Origin of the sequence: Micromonospora sp. WMMA1947 (assembly GCF_027497355.1) — a bacterium.
Lineage (GTDB): Bacteria > Actinomycetota > Actinomycetes > Mycobacteriales > Micromonosporaceae > Micromonospora.
This window is the reverse complement of the sequence record NZ_CP114909.1, coordinates 4,384,773-4,404,209: the sequence shown is the minus strand read 5'-3', so window position 1 is coordinate 4,404,209 and position 19,437 is coordinate 4,384,773. Positions and strand designations below refer to the sequence as shown.

The 19,437-nt window shown below is 74.3% G+C and carries 4 protein-coding genes; 3 read left to right on the top strand and 1 reads right to left on the bottom strand.

The features are described from left to right. Positions 1–28: 28 nt before the first annotated feature. The gene (locus tag O7604_RS20860; protein ID WP_091416604.1) at positions 29–349 is read right to left on the bottom strand and encodes a WXG100 family type VII secretion target; all 321 of its coding nucleotides are present in this window, start codon (positions 347–349) and stop codon (positions 29–31) included. Between the two features lie 252 nt (positions 350–601). Between O7604_RS20860 and O7604_RS20855 the strand changes: the two genes are divergently transcribed. Genes O7604_RS20855 through O7604_RS20845 form a run of 3 tightly spaced genes read left to right on the top strand, consistent with a single transcriptional unit; the run spans position 602 to position 19,416 of the window. Beyond that, a complete protein-coding gene (locus O7604_RS20855; protein WP_262015029.1) occupies positions 602–1,012 on the top strand; it encodes a YbaB/EbfC family nucleoid-associated protein in 411 nt (136 codons plus the stop codon). Further along, positions 1,009–1,905, top strand: coding sequence for a hypothetical protein (locus tag O7604_RS20850; protein WP_281577478.1), 897 nt, complete (start codon positions 1,009–1,011; stop codon positions 1,903–1,905). The genes O7604_RS20855 and O7604_RS20850 overlap by 4 nt, the downstream gene beginning before the upstream one ends. 27 nt (positions 1,906–1,932) lie before the next feature. Continuing rightward, complete coding sequence (locus O7604_RS20845) at positions 1,933–19,416, top strand: DUF6531 domain-containing protein (RefSeq protein WP_281577477.1); 17,484 nt, start codon at positions 1,933–1,935, stop codon at positions 19,414–19,416. The last annotated feature ends 21 nt before the right edge of the window (positions 19,417–19,437 follow it).

Sequence of the window (19,437 nt, the reverse complement as noted above, 5' to 3'; positions counted from 1 at the left end):
CTCGGGAGATCGGGGGTCGGGGTGCGGCTCAGATGCCCGGCAGGGCCGCGCCGAAGGAGTTGGCCACGCTCGACGCCTCGTCCTCGGCCGTCTGGTAGCCCTTGGTGGTGACACCCATGACCTCGAGCATGTTGAGCAGCTCGTTGATCACCCGCTGGAAGGCGTTCTCCCAGTTGTCCATGGCCTGGTTGAATCCCTGCGACGCCTGGCCGGTCCAGGAGGAGATCAGGATGGCCATCTGCCCGTTGACCGCGCGCAGCTGGCCGGTGAATTCGGTGGCCTTGTCGGAGAACTCCTGGGCAGCCCGCTGCATACCCTCTTCGGTGGTGCTGACGATCGGCATCGTCACGGTCGGACTCCTCGTGTCAGGGAAAGGTGGCAGGGAAGAGTGTTGATCCGCGGCCGTGCCCGGCGGCAACCCGGTCGCGCCACCATGTCCGAACGTCACCAAACATTGCACGGCAGCGCCCCCGGAACGGGCGGCGCCGGCCGACAGCCCGGGAAGAGTGGTTGCACTTTCATGCACTGATCCCCGGCCGGAGTTCCGGCGCGACCGCGGCGGCGTCTTCACTGGACGGCGACGTCGAGGGAGTGGTCCGTCGTGAACTACAGCGAGCGCATCGAAGGCCTGTTCCAGGAGTACGAGCGACAGCGCAACAGCCTCGCCGAGATGCAGGCCCGGATGAGCGCCCTCTCGGCCACCGCGACGTCACCGCGGCGCGAGGTGAGCGTGACCGTCGGCCAGAACGGCGTGCTGACCGACATCCAGTTCCCCTCCGGCGCCCACAAGCGGCTCACCACCGCCGACCTGACCCGGCTCATCCTGGACACCTACGCCGACGCCAAGGAACAGGTCATGAACCAGGCGGCCGAGGTGCTGGCGCCGGTGCTGCCGGACGGCCTCGACGCCCACAAGCTGGTCCGGGGCCAGGCCGGGGCCGACGCGTTCCTGCCCAAGGAGCCCCGCATGGTCACGAGCGTGCGGGAACTCCTGACCCGGGGGCCCGAATGATCAGCGACAACCCCGGCGGGCGCCTGTGGGTCGACCCGGACGGCGTGGAAGGGCTCGGCAAGGCGTACGAGGCGCACGTCCTGCTCTACGAGTCCTACCTCGCCCAGCTGACCGCCCTGCGCGCCCGGTACGCCAACGCCTGGGGCGACGACGACATGGGCGAGCAGTTCTCCACGAAGTTCCTCGAGGGCATGGACAACCTCGAAGCGATCATCGGCGGCGTCAAGGGCACCCTGCGCTACACCGCCCAGGGCCTCACCGAGAGTGGCCGGGCGTACCGGGAGGCCGACGAGGCCGCCCTGGACGTCAGCCGGAAGATGGCGAAGGACTTCGACGACCTGGAGCGCCCCCCGTACACGACGCGGGCAGCGGTCACGAACCCGGCGCTGGAGCCCGCCGCGGAGGGTGAGCCGCGCCGGCAACATCTGCTGTCCCGCCGCCTGGCGGTCGGCGAGCCGGTCGCCGAACCGGTCGGCGAGCGGGCCCGGCTCGCCCCACGGCAGTACGGCACCCCGATGCTGCCGCTGGAGCCCGCCGAGGCGCCGACCCCGCTCATCGCCGCCCACCCGGCGATCTCGTCCTACTTCACGGGTCCGGAGTACGCGACCGCGCACGTCGGCGGCCGGCCGCTGCCCGAGGGGTACCGGCTGATCGCGCTCAACCCGTTCGAGGACGGCACCACCCGGGTGGACGCGAACCTCTACGACTCGATCACCCCACTTGCCGGCACACCCGTGACCACGCCGGACGGCCGGGCGATCGATCCCGGGCAGGGCCGGTTCTTCGTCGTCAGGGAGAACCCGGCCGTGGACCCCACCGCGCCCGGCTACCAGCCGCTGTACCTGAGCTACGCGCCCGACGGCACGCCCACGCCGATCATCCCCGGCGCCTGAGCCACCCACCTCGCGCCCCGGTAGGACATGCCCGACTTCCACATCCCCAACGACCCGCAGTGGCAGTGGGCGTACGACCTGATCCTCGTCGCCGTCGGCGAGGAGTACCCGAAGGCCGACCCCGCCGCGCTGCGGGCCATGGGCGACGAGCTGTACGCGCTCAGCAGCACCATCCTCAACGGGATGGGCGCCACCGCCAACCTCGGCTACGGGCTGGCCGGGAGCCTGTCCGGCCCGGCGATGGACGCGTTCCAGCAGTACCAGGTCGGAATCACCAAGAACGTGCCGGCGGGCGGCAACATCGCGCTGGCGCTGGGCGGCTCGGCCTACAACTTCGCGCTGGACTCGGAGAACACCCAGTACAACATCGTCATCGCGGCCTTCACCCAGGTCGTGGAGATCGCCATCGCGCTGGCCTCCGGCTTCGGCGCGGCGGCGGTGCCCGCTCTGATCCGGATCGGGCAGGAGATCGTCGGCGCGCTGATCGGCCTGTTCCGCCAGCGACTGCGGAACATGCTGATGCGGCTGGCCTGGGAGGCGTTCCAGGAGGGTCTGGAGGAACTCTGGCAGAGCGCCGCCGCCCAGGTCACCCAGATCATCGAGGGCAACCGCAAGTCCCTCGACTACAAGGACCTGGCGATCGCGTTCGCCGGCGGCGCCTTCATCGGGGCCGGCGTCAGCGGCGTGCAGATGATCGGCGGCAAGTTCTTCCCGAAGATCAACAACAACGTGCTGTCGCGGGAAGGGCTGTCGGCGCTCGCCGAGACGCTGTTCGAGGGCCTGTTCACCATGATGGTCGGCGGTGGCGGCTTCAACCCGTGGGCCACCATGACCTCGTCGATGATCGGCGGAATGGCCCACCACTACGCCACAGTGGTCGGCCAGAGCTACGGTCCGGGCGCCGCCGCCACGGCGCCACCGCCCACGATCGAGACGAACAACCTCACGACCACCCCGCCCACGCCGCCACCCACGGCCGTGGACGGACCGGCCGTGCCGCCACCCACCGGCCCGGGGAGTCGGAGCGGCGGCCCCGGTCCGCAGCCCTCGGGCGGCCCGGACGTGGCAGGTCCGGGACCGGGCCAGAGCAGCGCCGGAAACCAGGGGCCGGCGCAGCCGGGCTCCGGCGACCGGGGCCCGGGCCACCTGGGCGCCGGCTCGGGCAGTGCCGGGGGTACCGGTCCGGGCGACCCGACTTCCGGGGGCCAGCCCTCGGGCAGTCAGTCGCCGGGCAGTCAGCCCTCGGGCGGACAGACCACAGGCGGGCAGGCCACAGGCGGGCAGGCCACAGGCGGGCAGGCCACAGGCGGGCAGGCCTCCGGCGGCCAGGCGCCCGGCGTGCACACCCCGGGTGGCCAGAACTCGGGCGGCCAGACCTCAGGCGGGCAGACCGGAAGCGGTCCGGCCTCGGGCGGGCACACCACAGGCGGCCCGGCCTCGGCGGGCCAGACTGCCGGTGGCCCGGTGTCGAGCGGTGACACCGCGAGCGGCCCGACCTCGGACGGTCAGACCGGCGGCGGTCAGGTCCGCGACGGGTCGCCGGGCGGCACGACGAACGCCAGCGCAAGCCCGAACGCCAGCGCAAGCCCGAACGCCAGCGCGAGCCCGAACGGCAGCGCAAGCACGAACGGCGATGGCGGTCAGAACCCGAGCGGGCACGGCACGGCCCCTGCGGGCGTCGGTGCCGACCCACGGGCGGTCGGCGCTCCCGCCTCGGGTCCGGGCCCGACCGCGGGCGGCGAGGCCACGGCACCGCGCGCCGACACGACGGGCACGCCGAACGGCATCCCGGCGAGCACCGGCGCGCCCACGACCGGCGCCCCGGCCCGGGCCGCCGACGTCACGGCACCGTACGGCGGCGGTCTTCCCGGTTTCGACACTCCGACGTCCAGCAACGGACCGGCCGCTCGCGACACCCCGGCACCCGTGACCCCGCCCGCCACCGCCGCCGCCGGCCCGGCGCCTGGCCCGGCCGGCTCCTCACCGTCCACCGGCACACCGACGACCGCCACGCCGCCCACCGCCACGCCCGGCACACCGGCAACCCTCACCCCGGGCACCGGCACGCCCGGCCCAGCCGTACCGACGGCCACCGCGCCGACCATCGGCACGGCGAACACCGGCACACCGACGGCCACCGGCGCGGCGAGCACCGGCACGCCGACGGCCACCGGCACATCGGCCACGGGCACGACCTCGACGACCACCGGCCAGCCGACCGCTCCCCCGCGCGACGCCGCCGGCACGACGGAGGCGCCCCCGCCACCGTCGGCGCCCGTCGACGGCATCTCGGTCGACGGTCCGGTCGCGGTGACCTCCCCGGCCACTGACCCCGGTGTCGGCGTGCCGTCCACACCGGAGGCACTGGGTCCGGACGTCCGCCCGCGCGCCGAGGCCGCGCCGGGCGCGCCCCCCGTCGACACGGCACCCCGCGCGGTGGGGACCCCGCCGCCCCGGTTCGACGTACCGAAGACCCGCGACGAGATCGCCCGGGCACGCGCCGAGCAGCGCGACACCGCACCCAGGCGGGTCGCGAACACCAGCGCGTACGACGTCATCGACGGCGGACCCCATCCCGACACCCGGGTGCCCGACGTGGTCGCGCGCTCGTACGAGCAGGCCGGCCTGACCGTTCCGGCGGTCGACCGCCCCCGTCCGCGCCTCGACGCGGTCGACAACCGCATCGCGTACGACCATCGGGTGCTGGACCTCGGCGACCGCAAGGTGCAGGACTTCACGGTCAAGGTGTTCCTGGACGCCCGGGACGCGACGGCGGCGGCCGCCCGGCCGGAGGTCGAGTCCCGGGTACGCGACGCGGTCGACCGGATCTACAACCAGGGCTACCGGATCGGCGGCGACCAGCTCAACGTCACGGTGGAGTTCGCGGCCCGGCCCAGCGAGGCGCACGCCACCGTCACGCTGCACAGCACGCCGTCGCCGACCACCCAGACCACCTGGTCGACGCACTCCTCCGACCTCGACCTGGCACACGAGGTCGGGCACTTCCTCGGCCTGCGGGACGAGTACCCGGTGACGGGCCGCGTCCTGGACCGGCCCTTCGTCCAGGGCGACAACTCGGTGATGGCGACCACCACGCCGCAGCCCGGCAACGATCCGCGGCTGCTGGCGCGCGGTGTCGAGCGGATCGCCGGCCAGCAGCACGACGTGCTCTCGCCCGACCGCGGCGGGTTGCCGCCCCGGACCGCACCGGTCCGGTTCGAGCCGGTGCGGGTGCCCGGCGGCCGCAACGCCCGGTTCGACGCGCTGACCCGGCACACCCGCGAGGTCGGCCCCGGCAACTACCGGCAGGAGACGGCCGACCTCAAGGACGACGGGGCGCCGATCGGGTTCGTCGTCAACTCGATGCTGCCCGCCGACGACGTCGACCAGATCCCCGACGTGGTCCGCGCCGTCACCGAGGCCCTGGCCCCGGGCACCACAGTCGCGTTCGTCTTCGGTGTCAACACCACCGCCGAGGTGCCCGACACCGCCTTCCGGGACGCGGTCGCCCGGGCGGCCCGGCTCGCGGCGGACCTCGACGTGCCGGTGGCGGTCAACGGCTACGCGGTCGGTACGAAGAACGGCAAGTTCCCGTACGGCCGGACCCGCAACCAGGTACTCCGCGACCCCGACACGGTCGCCGCGATCCAGGGTCTCGCGCAGGGCGGCCCGGACGGCGAGTCCCGGCGCTACCCGTACGTGTCCATCCAGGACTTCGACACGGGCGCCCGGACGACCCCCGACGGCACCCACGTCTTCGACCGCATCGACAGCCGGACCCGTTTCGAGCCGGACGCGACCGGGCCGCGGGACGAGCCACCGGCCCGCCCCTTGATGATCTCCGGTGGCTACCGTGTCGGCGACACCGAGGAGTTGGTCCGGCGTACCCGGGAGCGGCTGGAACGACGCGCACGCGACCACCGGGCGAGAATCGACGACCTCACCGCGCAGGGCGACGCGGACTCGCGCAAGGACCGCGAGATCGAGGAGCAGAAGCTGACGGCTGTCCAGGACGGGCTCGCCAAGCTCGACACGCAGGCCGGCCGGGACGCCTTCGTCCGGGACTTCACCACCGCCGTGGACGAGGACATGCGGTCCCGGGACCGGCAGGCGACCGTCCACCCGATGCTCCCGTACTCGCCGGAGCCGAACCTGTTCGTCGACGGCCTGCTCGTCCTGGGCCGGCCCGAGGTCCGGTTCGGCGAGGCGGGCGCGGAGTTCCTCCTGCTGGCCGAGAGCCTGCACCAGGCGTACGGCGCGGAACTGGCCGTCGCCCACGGCGCGGCGACGCCGGCCGACCTCCCCGCGGACGTCCTCGCCGTCGACGTCCAGGTCGAGTCGCAGAACAACAGGCATCCCGACCGGGACCTGGCGTTCATGACGGACTTCGTGGGCGCCGCCACGCCCACCGACCTGTCCCGGCTCGCCGCCGACTTCGCCGTCGGCAACTTCCTGCCGCAGTCGCACGCCGTGCCCACGAACGTCAACCGGCAGCTGTTCTACACCGAGGGCACCGGCTTCAAGGAGTACCGGGCGGAGCTGCGCAAGCCCGCCGTCGCCGCCCCGAAGCCGTTCGCCGCGCCGACCGACATGGTGCCCGGCCCGTCGTGGACGTGGCAGCAGACGCTCACGCCGCGCCAGCTGCGGCAGCTCGGCGCGCAACCGCACAACCGGTACGTCACCGCCGTCTCGCTACCGGCGCCGGGCACCGCCCCGGTGCCGGACGTCACACCCGAGGTCGACCCGGACCTGGACCCGAAGCGGCCGGCCCGGACCGTGGGCCTGCCCGACAGCCAGCGCCTCGCCGCCGCGCACCTCGTCGCGACGTCGGACGACTCCGGGACCATCCAGCAGGAGTTCGCCGCCGCCGCCACCATCGCCGATCGTGGCGGCCTCGACCGGCAACCCGGCTCCCTCTACGACGCGATCGCCGCCGCTCTGCCCGGCAGCGACGCGGACGCCCTGCGGATCAGCACGCTGCACGCCGGGCGGGACACGATGAGCCTCGACGTCGCCGCACAGATGCGGCAGCGCAACCCGTACGACAACGGCCACTTCGTCCGGGCCGCCCTCGCCCCCGACCCCGGGCCGCGCAGCCGCCGGACGCCGGTCGACGACGCCGAACGGCAGCGCATCGCCAACGCGCACGACGTCGTCGAGTTGGCCGCCGCCCGCGGCACCCAGGTGCACCTGCTCGTGTACGACGACCCGGCCGGCCCGCCGCGCGACCATCCCGTGGTCGGCGCCCGGCCGCGGACCCGGCTGGAGCTGCTCCGCACGATCGACGAGTCGGGCCACGTCACGTACGCACGCCTGGAGTCACCGCAGCCGGCCCCGGCGAGCGACACCGACGGCGACAGCGACAGCGAGTCCGGCGGCTTCGACCTTTTCGGCGACGGCGACTTCGGCGGCTTCGGTGACCTCGACGACGGCAGCGGCGCCCGGGACAGCGACGGCGACCACGGCGGCAGCGACCACGGCGACGACGGCACGACCGTGGACGGGACCACCACCGCCGAGGACACCCCGGGCGAGACCACCGCCCCCGGGCGCCCCGCGGAGGAGACCAGCGCGGAAGCGGCCAGCGCGGAAGCGGCCTCCGCGGAGGAGAGCCCAGCCCGGGAGGACACCACGGGCGGGTCCGGCACGTCGTCGGCCACCGAGACCAGCGCGACGCCGCCGTCGCCCGACGAGGTACGCCGGAGCCTGCCGTCGTACCTGCGGGACAGCCGCAACCTCGGCCTCGCCGAACAGTTGCGCGCCACCGAGGACGCGGCGCTCGGCGCGGCGCTGCGGACCCTCGACCCCGGCCTGTCCGGCGACGTGGTCGCCGCCGTGGAGGCGGACAGCCGCGACGACGTGGACCAGTTCCTCGGCGAGGGCCGCCCGTACCCGGTGACGATCGACGGGCAACCCGCCGAGCTGCGGGTCACCGCCGTCCTCGACTGGGACGCGCTGACGGTGGACCGGGTGCACGACGACCCGCGCAAGGTCACCGCCAAGACGCGGGAGGACCTCACCCACAAGCTGCGCCACAACCGGGACCGGCGGGTCGAGCCGAAGGTGACGGTCACCGCGATACCCGGTGTCGTCGTCGGCGTCGGTGGATCGGTGCCGACGATGCCCGCCACCGAGCACTCCGCCGACCACAAGGACACGTACACGTCCACCACCACGGTCAAGGTCACCGGGCTGACCGAGGTGACGGTGCCGATCCGGTTCGTCGCCCGGCTCGTGCGCCCCGGCCGTCCCGCCGTCGAACCGGTCGAGGCCTCGGGTCGCGTCGCGCTCGCCGTACACACGGGGCTGCGGACGCCAGACGCAACAGCGCCGGTTGCCGCGGACCGCACGCCCGGCGGGCCCGTGCCCTCCCGGTTCGGTGTGGAGAGCGTCCGGAACCGGCCCGCCGATCCGGGCGCCACGTTCTTCGACCAGGTGGAGGCGATCCTCGCCGAGGACGGCATGGCCGACCTCGTCCGGATCGGCGCGCCCGGCCGCCCGGTGATGCAGAAGCTGCTCAGCGAGGCGACGTTCTCCGGCAGCCTGCCGAAGATGGTGGTCACCGACCCGGCGAACGTCCACGACGGCTGGGTCCGGTCGGGTTCCCTGCCGCGCGCCGCGCGCACCGGCTGGCGGCGCTTCTTCCCGGGCCGCGCCCGGCAGGTCGAGGTCCGCCTGGTCGCCCGGCACGTCGAGGAGGTGGAGAGCGTCGACGGGCTCACGCACGTCGACACGTCGGCGCTCGCCGCCGAGAGCACCGGCGGTGCCACCACCAAGCGACAGTGGGGGCTGTGGGGCCTCGCCGGCGCCGGAGTGGACGCGGCGCCGCTGAGCCTGGTCGTCGGGCCGCGGCTCGGCGGCGGCCGGGAGCGTGGCGCCACCCGGACGATCGCCGAGCGGACCGGCGGCAAGCAGACGGTGACCGGCACCGCGCCCGGCGTGCGGTACCGGGTCGAGTACGGCGTGCAGGTGCGCGTCCTGGGCCGCGCGCCGCGAATGCTGTCCGGGTCCGTCGACGCGCTCCAGTGGACCACCCGGGACCGGCTGCCCGGCACCGCCCTCGACCCGGACCGCCGGGAATGGCGGGGGCGGCACGGCAGCGGCCGGACCCACTTCGCGCCGGCGCGCATCGAGCGGGGCGAGTCGTTCGGCGGCGCGTACCTGACGAGGGTCGGCGACCGGAGCCTGTACGAGACCGTCGCCGAGGCGGTGCGGTCGGTGCCCGGTCACGACCGGTTCCGCCTGGCCAGCCGCGAGGAGATGCTGCGGCACTTCGGTGACGCGCAGCTCGCCGACGGGCTGACCCCCGAGCTGCAGGCGGCCCTGAACCGGGACACCGACCTGCGGACGCAACTCTCTCCCGACCAGCTCCGCCACCTGGCGGACCGGATCATCGGCCCCGGGCTGAAGATCCCGCTGATCCGCACCGGCACGTTCCACGACCACGTCACGGTGGTGACCGTCCGGGGCAGCCTCGGCGAGGTGTCCGACGGCGACCTGCTCGACCACGACACGATCGGCACCGGAGACAAGCGGACCGCCCGGTCCACGGTGACCAGCGCCCGCGACGACAGCCGGTCGGCCGAGGTGAGCCTGGAACCGCGCGTCCTGGGCCCGCTCGGCCAGGCCGCCTCGACGCTGCTCGGCGGGCCGCGCGCCGCGTTCACCTGGGGCACCACCGACGAGAACGCCGTCACCGGGGGGCAGTCCACCGAGAGCGACCACGGACCGGCGCTGGACGACGAGGGCAAGCCCACCGGGGTACGGCTGCGCGAGTTCGCCGCCACCCTCGACCTCACCGTCACCGCCACGTCCACCGTGCGGGTCAACCAGGCGGGACGGCAGTTGTCCCTCGGGTCGTACGGCCGGGACGTGCCCACCGTCGTCGCCTCGTCCGAGCTGCGCCCCCGCCGGCACCGCCTCGACGTGCGCATGCTCGTCCCGGAGACACGGGTCTCCCGGCAGCGTCCCGACGCGGAGCCCAGCCCGGTGCCCCGCGACGTGGAGACCATCGCGTACCCGCCTCCGCTGAGCCGGATGACCCGCGGCCCGCACGACCTCGACGGACGCCGGGTGGAGTCGTTCGCCGGTGCCGACCGGCTGCAGGAGGCGGTGGTCGAGACGCTGCGCGAGGCCGGCCGGGACGACGTCTACGCCGTCGAGGACGGCCTGATCTCCACAGTCGTCGCCGACGAACTGTCGCCCGAGCGCCTCACCGGCGACGCCGAGTTGTTCAGCCGCCCGCTGGCGCTGAGCAACCTGTGGCACGGCCGCCGGGCCGCCGACGCCCGCGCCGACGTGCGGGTACGGCTGCGCCCGACCAACCCGACGGTGCTCGACGGCGCCGAGTTCGCCCGGATCAAGCGGACCTTCGCCAGCGGCACCGCCCGGAAGACCACCGACACGCGCGCCGTCGAATTGAGCGTCTCCGCCACCGGCGTCGCGTCGGGCAGCGGGCCGGTCGCCGACCACGGTGGCAGCACCGGCCGGCCCGGGGGCGCGGTCATCCTGTCCGTCACGCCGTGGCGGCGGGCGTGGGGCCGGATCAGCGAGCGCAGCGTCTCCGGGATCGCCAAGCTGCGCCTGGGCGGCGGCCGGGCCGAACGCGAGCTGCTGGTGCGGGTGGACGTCGAGGCCGAGGTGGTCGCCGAGGCCCGCCACGACAGCAACCTGCGTCCGCTGGGCCGCTGGCCGGGCGCACCGGCCCGGCGGGCCGGCCGGCGCCTCACCCTGCCCGGCGCGGTCGTCATGCGGATGACCCCGGCGGAACTGAAGCGACTCCAGGACCGCGACCGCGCCCGCCGGCACGGCACCGCCGACGTGCGGCTGCAACTGCGGCACGCCGAGAACGCCGAGACGCTCCGCGCCGAGCAGCGCGAGCAGGACGCCCGGATGGCGCACGAGCAGGCCACGGAACGCGGGAACCTGCTGCGGCGGCAGCACGCCGACCTCCGTGACGTCCGGGCCTACGTGGACCGCGTCCGCCGGGACCGCCGCGTCAGCCCGGCTGGACGGCAGCTCGCCGACGCCTACTTCGCCGATCTTCAGGCACGCCACCGGCGCGAACGCGAGGACCTGGCGGCGGCGCACGAGGCGGCCACCGACGCGCTGCGGGCGGTCCACGAGCGGGAGCGGGCCGAGCAGGCCGAGCACCAGCAGCGGGAACGCGACCTGGTACGCGAGGCTCAGCAGCGGCAGAACGAGGACGCGGCCGACCCCGGCACGCCACCGACCCCGGCACCACGCGAGTTCCGGGCCGGACCGCAACGGTCGCTCGGCATCGGCGGCGTCACCACCCACATCGACCTCACCGACCGCATCCCGCACCTGCGGCGTGCCCTGGCCCGGGCGTCGAGCGAGGACCTCGCCCAGGCGATCCTGCCGGCCACCCGCGACGGCGGCCCGGACGACCCGATCCGGGGGCTCGGCAGCAGCGCGTTCCTCGGCGCCGCCCACCTGCACCTGGCCGACGCCCTCAACGGCGGCCGGAGCGAGACGGTACGGCTGGAACGGCGGTTCCGGGGCTCGACGTACCACGTGACGCTGACCGCCGAGCCGGCCGGCACGCCGAGCTTCACCGGCATCGACCTGGTCGACGAGATGTCCGTCACCGACCGCACTGTCGTCGGCGAGGCACGGACCCGCACCACCTCGCGGACCGCGGCGCAGGTCACGCTGACCGGCCGGGCACAGGGCACCGAGACCGACCGGGTCGAGAACGACGCCACCCGCACCACCGGGCACGGTCCGGCCTCCGGCACCGTCGCCGCCGGCCTGGCCGGCACCGCCGCCCTCGGCAACCAGGCCACCAAATCGACCGAACGCACCGGCCGCACGTACGAGCAGTCGCTGACCGTCTCCGGCCCGGTGCCCACGTACCGCGGGCCGGTCCGCCTGACCCTCACCGTCACCGGGCGCGGGCTGCCCGAGGGCGGGGTGTCGATCGACGCGATCCACGACGTCACCACGTACTCGGCGACCGAGGGCCGGAAACTCGCCGTATCCGGCGAGGCCACACCGGTCGACGCCGAGCAGACCACCGACGAGGGCCGGCGGCGGTGGCGCGAGGAGTCCGGCTTCGACCGGCTGCCCGAGCCGGGCCGCTTCGCCGTCGAGGACGTCCTGGTCGACCTGCCCGGCCTGCACGCGGCGGCCCGGGAGGCGCTCGTCGCCTCCGGCGCCACACCCGGCAGAGACGTCGACACGGCGCTGCGCAGCACCCTGACGGTGAGCCGGATCAAGGCGCTGCCGGCGATGCTCGACGGCGCGTTCCCCCTGCCGATGCCGGCCGGGCTGGGCCGCGACCTGTTCCTCGACGCCCGCCTGGTGGCCCGCCCGAAGCTCCTGCGCGCGGACGCCACGGTGAAGATCGGCGGCGCGGCGAAACGCACCGCCGACACCGAGTACGAGCAGACCAGCGGCAGTTCGTTCGCGGTGAAGACGGCCGGGCCGCTCGTCGTCGGCGGCACCGGTCATCCCGGCGGCGCGAGCAAGGTGGGCGAACGGCAGGACTTCGCCGCCGTCAACGCGGCCACGCTGATCGAGCAGCAGCTCTACCGGACCGACCCGGGCGCCCAGGTCAAGGACGAGGGCAAGGTCGCCGTCAGCACGACCGGCAAGCCGGCCCGGCGCGCCGACCCGGACGACACGCTGACCGCCGCGGTCGAGTACGACGTCGAGTTCCGGTTCGTCGCACGGTCCCGCGACGCCGCCGGCAAGCACCGGGCCGGCACGGAGGTCCGGGTGCCCGGCGGCTTCGTCGTACGGCTGGACGAGGCGGCGGCCCGGGACGTCACCGGCCGGGACCTCCCCCCGGGTCTGCGCGCGTCCGCGCTCGCCGTCGCCGACGCGGCGAAGAAGATGTCGGAGGCGGCGGGCCGCCTGGACGGGCTGGCCTCCCGGACGGACGCGAACGCGGACGCCGTCGCCGAGGCCGAGCAGGCCCTGACGGACGCCGAGAACGCCTGGTGGGACGCCTACCACGCGCACGAGGAGCAGGTGGCCCCGCCACCGGCCCCGGCCCCGCCGGTGGAGGTGCCCGCCGCCGAGGTGGCCACGCCCACCGCGCGGGCGCCGGTGGTCGGCGACCCGGTCGACGTCACCACCGGCCGGGTCGTCTACACCGAGGTCGACGCCCGGCTCCCCGGGCTCACAGTGGAACGGACCCACCGCTCCGACTACCGGTGGGGCCGCTGCTTCGGCCCGACGTGGGCGTCCACGCTGGACCAGCGCGTCGTCACCGACGGCACGTACGCCCGGTTCCTGGCCGCCGACGGCTCGATCCAGACGTACCCGATGCCGGCCGAGGGCGACGAGACGCTGCCGGTCGTCGGCCCGGGCGGGCCGCTGCGCCGGCTGGCCGGCGGCGGCTGGCTGCTCACCGAGCCGGGCCGGTCGCTGCTGTTCGCGCCGGCCGGCCCGGACGGCGACTCCTGGCTCACCGACGTGGTCACCGACGGCGCCGCGTGGCGCGTCGAACGCTCCGGCGACGGCACGCCCGAACTCCTGCTCTCCGCGTCCGGCCTGGTGGTGGTGCCGCACCTGGCGGGCGGGCTGGTGATCGGCGCGCACGTCCGCACCGCCGACGGCACCGCCGACGACGCGGTGCACCTGCCCACCTACGGTTACGACGACAGGCGGCGCCTGGTCGAGGTCCGCAACTCCTCCGGCCACGAGACGCGGCTGCGCTACGACGACGCGGGCCGGCTCGTGCGCTGGCAGGACCGCAACGGCGAGTGGTTCGGCTACGACTACGACGAGGCGGGCCGCTGCGTCCGGGCCGGCGGCGGCGGTGACGTCCTGCGCTACTGCCTGCGGTACGACGACGGCGTCACGCACGTGACGAACTCACTGGGCCAGGTGACCCGGTACGAGTTCGACGAGCGCCGCCGGGTCACCGCGATCGTCGACCCGCTGGGCGGAACCGTCCGGCAGGAGTGGGACGCGGCGGACCGGCTGCTGGCGCGCACCGACCCGCTCGGCCGCGTCCTGCGGTTCGACCACGAGGCGCGCACGCTCACGCTCCCGGACGGCTCGACCCGCCCGGTCCCGCCGCGCCGGCCCGCGCCCGCGGGCGACATCGAGTTCGACGCGCTCGGACGGGTCCGGGCGACCCAGCGCCCGGACGGGGCGGTCACGACGTACGGCTGGACCGCCGAGGGGGATCTCGCGTGGCGGATCCGCCCGGACGGCTCCACGCAACGGTGGTTCTACGACGGTGAAGGGAATCTGGTGGACGTCATCGACGCATCAGGAAGGGCGGTGAGCTTCGAGTACGGCCCCTTCGATCTACCCACGGCACGGGTGGATCAGGCGGGGAACCGCACCGAGTTCACGTACGACACGGAACTACGGCTGACCGCGGTGACGAACCCGGCGGGTCAGACGTGGCGCTACGAGTACGACGCGGCCGGCCGCCTGTGCGGGCAGACCGACTTCGACGGCCGCACCCAGCGCTACGAGCACGACGCCGCGGGCCGGCTGGTCGCGCACACGGACGCCGCCGGCACCGTCACCCGCTACCGCTGGGACGCGCTGGGCCGGGTCGTCGAACGCCGGGTCGGTGACGCCGTCACCCGCGTCGAGTACGACGCCGACGGCCACGTGGCAGCCGTGCTCAGCCCGGACGCGCAGGTGCGGTTCACCCGCGACGCCGAGGGCCGGGTGCTGTCCGAGACGATCAACGGCCGGACGGTGCACACCTCGTACACCACCTCCGGCGCGGTCGAGACGCGCACCACGCCGTCGGGCCGGTCGAGCCGCTGGACGTTCGACGCCGCCGGCCGCCCGGAGAGCCTGACCGCCGGGGAGCACCTGGTCGGCTTCCGCCACGACGACGCCGGCCGGGAGATCGGCCGGACCATCGACGGCCTGGTCGCGCTGCGGCAGACGTTCGACGCGGCCGGCCGGCTCACCGGGCAGCACATCGCCGACGGCGCCGAGCGGCGCTACACGTACGACGCCGCCGACCGCGTCACCGCGATCGCCGACTCGCTCGCCGGCGACCTGGCGTTCACGGCCGACGACACCGGCCGCATCCGGGCCGTCGACGGGGACGCGCCGCAGCGGTACGACTACGACGAGGCCGGCAACCTGGTCGGCGCCGGCGGCGGGCGCTGGGAGTTCACCGGCACGATGCTCGTGCGCTCCGACGACGCGACGTTCTCGTACGACGCGAAGGGCCGCCTCACCGGCCGGGTCGACGAGGCGGGCGCGTGGCGGTTCGAGTGGGACGCCGAGGACCGGATGGTCCTGGCCGTCACCCCCGGCGGCGACCGCTGGCGGTACCGCTACGACGGCTTCGGCCGGCGCATCGCCAAGCAGCGCCTGGGCGACGGCGACCAGGTGCTGGAGGAGGTCTCCTTCGCCTGGTCCGGCGACCTGATGCTGGAGCAGACGCACCGCCACGCCGCCGGCACCACCACGACCACGTGGGACTACCGTCCGGACGCGCCGGTTCCGGTCGCGCAGACCGACGACGGCGCCGTCCGCGCGGTGGTCACCGACACCATCGGCACCCCGACCCACCTGGTCGAGCCGGGCGGCGGGCTGCGCTGGTGGTCGCGGGGTGACCTGTGGGGGCGCGGCGCGGACCGCACCGCGACGCCGCTGGCGTTCCCCGGCCAGTACGTCGACGCCGAGACCGGCCTGCACTACAACCGGTTCCGCTACTACGACCCGGCCACCGGCCGGTACGTCAGCCCCGACCCGCTCGGTCTGTCCGGCGGCCCGAACCCGACCGCGTACGTCACCGACCCGCTCACCGTGGCGGACCCGCTGGGCCTGACCAGTTGCACGCCCGCCCCGACGACGCCGCACCCGCTGGCCACTGTGGAGCAGACGCTCGCCACGCCGTCCGACCAGACGCCGAGCAGTCTGCCCACGACCGCGGCGCCGCCACCGCCGACCGCGCTCTACGGCATGCCGTACCAGTTGCAGGTCAGAGTCGAGGACGAGTACGGGCAGTTCCTGGGGTACGAGACCGTCATGCGGGACACCCCGTCGCCGCCGCCGGTCACCACCGCGGCCGGCGCCGTGGGATATCAGGCCCGCCAGTGGTTCGACGACGTCGCGCCCGCGCCGAGGACCGCGCTGGACGACGAGAACTCCACCGCGCACCAGACCTACCACGAGATCCGCGAGGCGGTTCAGCCGTACATCGGGACGCAGCCTCGCACCGGCTTCCGGTCGAACGCGATCGGCCACCTCAACGAACCACTCGTCGGCGGGCTCAACTACTACAACACCGCCACGACCAGGCGCCGGGGCGTGACGAGGACCCACCAGGGTCTCGGTGACCAGATCGCCACCGAGGCCGACGGTGGCCGGGAGACCGCACGTCAGATCGCCAGTTTCCTGCGCGGCGAGATCACCCACGGCCAGATCGACTCCGTGGCCGGGCAGGACTTCGCCCGGATCGTGCTCTTCGCGGAGAACGCCAGAGGTTACGAGTCCGAGGTCAGCACGCTGCCGATCGCGCTGGACCACCTCGCCAACGCGACGAACGACGCGGATGTCGCCGCCATGTGGCAGAACATCCCGCCGTGGTTCCCCCCGGCGGCGCGGGGATACGCCAGCGACGAGTTCGTGCCGCGCGAGGACCGGCCTCCGGTGGCCAGCATCATGCCGCCGCAACGGCCCGACGGGGTCACCCGGACCGGCTCGTACTACAACATGGTCGAGATCACCGAGAGGCCTCCGCCGGCGAGTTCCTCGAACGCCCAGGCCGGGCCGAGCCGGCAGCGCGGCCACCGGTCGCGAAGCCCGGAGCGCCGCGGCGGCGGCGGTCGCCGTGGCCGCCACCAGTTCGGCTTCCAGGGCCCGCAGACCGGCACCACCGACGTCCGGGGTGCCACCGCGCCGGTCACCGACCAGTTCCGTACGCCACTCGCCGACCAGTTGACGGCGGTGCAGGGCGACCCGGGTGCGCAGGCCCGGATTCTCGACTCGTTCCGGGACCAGCTGTCGTACGGGTACACGTTGAACGACGGCTCGACGCTGCGGGTGCTGGCCGCGAACGTGCACGGCGACACCGCCAACACCGACGCCGACCTGGCCACGCTGAACGCCGCCGACCGCGCGCACCTGCGCTGGATCAACGACCACCGGGACGCCGGCAGCGTCGCCGCCAACGTCGACTGCGTGCCGCTCACCCTGGCCGTCGACGCGTACCGGCAGACCGGTGCGGTCACCCAGGTGCCGGCGCAGACCCAGCCGATGGAGATCGGCGAGGTCATGAAGCGGCACCCCGGCCGGAGTGTGGACGAGGTCGGCAGCATCCCCGGCCTGATGGAGGCCCTCGGCGCCATGCCGAACGGCACCACCGCGATCGTCGGCCTGCGGCCCGGTGGCCCGGGAACCGTCGGACACGTCATCAACGTGTCGAAGGACGGGCAGGGCCGGGTCACCTTCGAGGACGCCCAGGTCCCCGGGCTCGCCACGCTCCCGGCGATCTCCCCCGACGGCTCGGTGTTCGTCATCCGGACCAGCGACCCGGCTCCCGGCAGCGACGTCGACATGGCATCGGTGCGCGACGCCGACTCCGACGTGGACATGACCTCCGTCCGGGACGCGGACAGCGACGTGGACATGACCTCCGTCCGCGACGCCGACTCCGACGTCGACATGGCGGACTTCTCGCCGACCACCGAGACGTTCGCCGGTGTGGCGCCGGAGGCGGTGGCGAAGACCACCGCGCAGACGCCCACCGTGGGTGACCCGATCGACGTCACCACCGGCCGGATGATCCTCACCCACACCGACGCGGTCCTGCCGGGGCTCACCCTGGAGCGGACCTACCGCTCCGACTACCGGTGGGGCCGGTCGTTCGGCCGGGCCTGGGCCTCCACGCTCGACCAGCGGATCGTCGTCGACGGCGAGCAGGTCCGCTACCTGGCCGCCGACGGTTCGCTGCTCACGTACCCGCTGCCCGCCGAGGGCGCGGTGGCGCAGCCGGAGACCGGCCGGACGCTGCCGCTGCGCCGGCTGGTGGGTGGCGGCTGGCTGCTGACCGATCCGGCGTCCGGCCGCAGGCTGCTGTTCGCCGCGGCGTCGCGCACCGAGTCGCTGCTCACCGACGTCACCGACGGCGGTGTCAGCTGGACGATCCAGCGCGACCGCCGGGGTACGCCGACGCAGGTGCTGTCGTCGACCGGCGCGGTGATCGCGATCACCTCGTCCACCGGGCTGATCACGATGGTCTCGCTGCCGAACGCGTCGGGTGACCTGATGGCGGCGTCGCAGTTCGGCTACGACGGCGACCTCAACCTGGTCGAGGTGACGAACTCCTCGGGCGACCCCGAGCGCTTCACGTACGCCGACGGGCGGCTGGTGCGCTGGGAGGACCGCAACGGCGAGTGGTACACGTACACCTACGACGAGGCCGGCCGCTGCGTGGCCACCGACGGCAAGGGCGGCTACCTGCGCTACCGGTTCGACTACGAGCCGGGCCGCACCGTGGTGACCGACTCGCTCGGCGCGGTGCGCGTCTACGAACTCAACGACCGCTTCCAGGTGGTCGCGGAGACCGACGCGCTCGGCGCGACCACGCGCAACGAGTGGGACGAGGCGTACCGCCTGCGGTCCACCACCGACCCGCTGGGCCGCATTACGTCCAGTGAGTACGACGCCCTCGGGCGGCTGGTCTCGGTCACCCGGCCCGACGGCAGCCGGTCCACCACCACGTACGACGAACTCGGTCGCGCGGTGTCCTGGACCGACTTCGACGGGAGCACCCGCAACCGCCAGTTCGGGCCGGACGGCCTGCTGATCGCCGAGGTGGACGCCTCCGGTGAGGTGGTCCGGTACGAGCAGCCGGCCGCCGACGGCTGGGGCGTCACCACCCACGTCGGCCCGACCGCCGTCGTCCGCGACGCGGCCCGGCAGATCACCTCGGTGCGCACCGGCAAGGGCGAGACGGAGTACGTCTACGACGCGCTCGGCCGCCTGTTCAGCATGCGGGACGACACCGGTCTCACCGAGTTCGGCTGGACGCTGGAGGGCGACCTGGCCTGGCGGGAGAACCCGGACGGCTCGGTCGAGGAGTTCCTCTACGACGGCGAGGGCAACCTGGTCGAGTGGGTGGACGCCACGGGTCGCCGGACGATCCGCGAGTACGGCGCGTTCGACCTCGTCACGGCCGAGATCGACGACGAGGGCAACCGCACCGAGTACGCGTACGACACCGAGCTGCGGCTGGTCTCCGTCACCAACCCGGCGGGCGCGACGCGGACCTACGCGTACGACCCGAACGGGCGGTTGGTGTCCGAGACCGACTTCGACGGCCGCACCCAGCGGTACGTCTACGACGCCGCCGGGCAGCTCGTCGAGCACACCGACGCGGCCGGCGAGGTCACGCGCTACACGTACGACCTGCTCGGCCGGGTGGTGGAGCGGCGCACCGGCGACGCCTCCGGCCCGGTGGTCACCGGGGCGGTGAACGGCGCCACGGCGTCCGCCTCGTCCGGTGGCCCTCTGCCGGAACCGCGCACCGCGCCGGTACCCCGGCGGTGACCCGCCGCCCGCCCCGGCCGT

Bases quoted from the DNA above. Each gene is read 5' to 3' on its own strand.
- O7604_RS20850 (WP_281577478.1), top strand. From the start codon at position 1,009: ATGATCAGCGACAACCCCGGCGGGCGCCTGTGGGTCGACCCGGACGGC.
- O7604_RS20845 (WP_281577477.1), top strand. From the start codon at position 1,933: ATGCCCGACTTCCACATCCCCAACGACCCGCAGTGGCAGTGGGCGTAC.